Origin of the sequence: Terrabacter terrae (genome assembly GCF_039529575.1) — a bacterium.
In the GTDB taxonomy this organism is placed as follows: Bacteria; Actinomycetota; Actinomycetes; order Actinomycetales; family Dermatophilaceae; genus Terrabacter; species Terrabacter terrae.
In genome coordinates this window covers 1-743 of sequence record NZ_BAAANB010000071.1, presented here as the reverse complement: position 1 = coordinate 743, position 743 = coordinate 1, and the positions used below count along the sequence as shown (strand labels likewise).

At 75.1% G+C, this 743-nt stretch carries 1 protein-coding gene and 1 pseudogene; both read left to right on the top strand.

The genetic code is table 11. From position 1 onward, the window contains the following. Window positions 1-194, top strand: a pseudogene (locus tag ABD194_RS19185) (hypothetical protein); the annotation flags it as partial. An 88-nt stretch (window positions 195-282) separates the two neighbouring features. Then, window positions 283-743: AAA family ATPase (locus ABD194_RS19180; RefSeq protein WP_343994460.1), on the top strand; the 461-nt coding region annotated here is incomplete at its 3' end.

The following is a 743-nucleotide window of genomic DNA, read 5'->3' as shown; positions in this document are numbered from 1 at the left end:
GTCGCCAGACGGGTGCCGAGGGCTCCACGCACCCTGCACCGGCTGCCGGCAAGGAGAAGGCGAGCACGCCCGACCGGCCCACGCAGACCTCCGTCGACGCCGCGACCGCCGGACCGTCCTCCGGCACCGGCTCCACCGGCGGCGGCGCGCCCGGTGGTGGCCCCACGTCGGGCACCGACGACAGCTCGTCCTGACCTCCCCTGACGCGGACGGCGCCCGCACCGGCGGTCTCGGACCGGGCGCCCTCGCATTCCCACCACCCCGAGAACCAGCGACCCTGACGTGCACGTCCGCCACCTGACGCTCAAGGACTTCCGGAGCTACCCGAGCGCCGAGCTCGCGTTGACGCCGGGCGTCACCACGCTGGTCGGGCTGAACGGGCAGGGCAAGACGAACCTCGTCGAGGCGGTCGGCTACCTCGCGACGCTCGGGTCGCACCGGGTCGCCACGGACCAGCCCCTGGTGCGGTTCGGCGCCGCCCAGGCGATCGTCCGCGGGGCCGTCGTGCGCGACGACCGCGAGACGATGGTGGAGCTCGAGATCACGCCGGGCCGGGCCAACCGGGCTCGGCTCGGCCGGTCCCCGGTGTCCCGGCCGCGCGACGTGCTCGGAACGGTGCGCACCGTGCTCTTCGCGCCCGAGGACCTCGCCCTCGTCAAGGGCGACCCCTCCGAGCGGCGACGCTTCCTCGACGAGCTGCTCGTGCAGCGCCAGCCGCGATGGTCGGGGGTGCGGTCGGACTA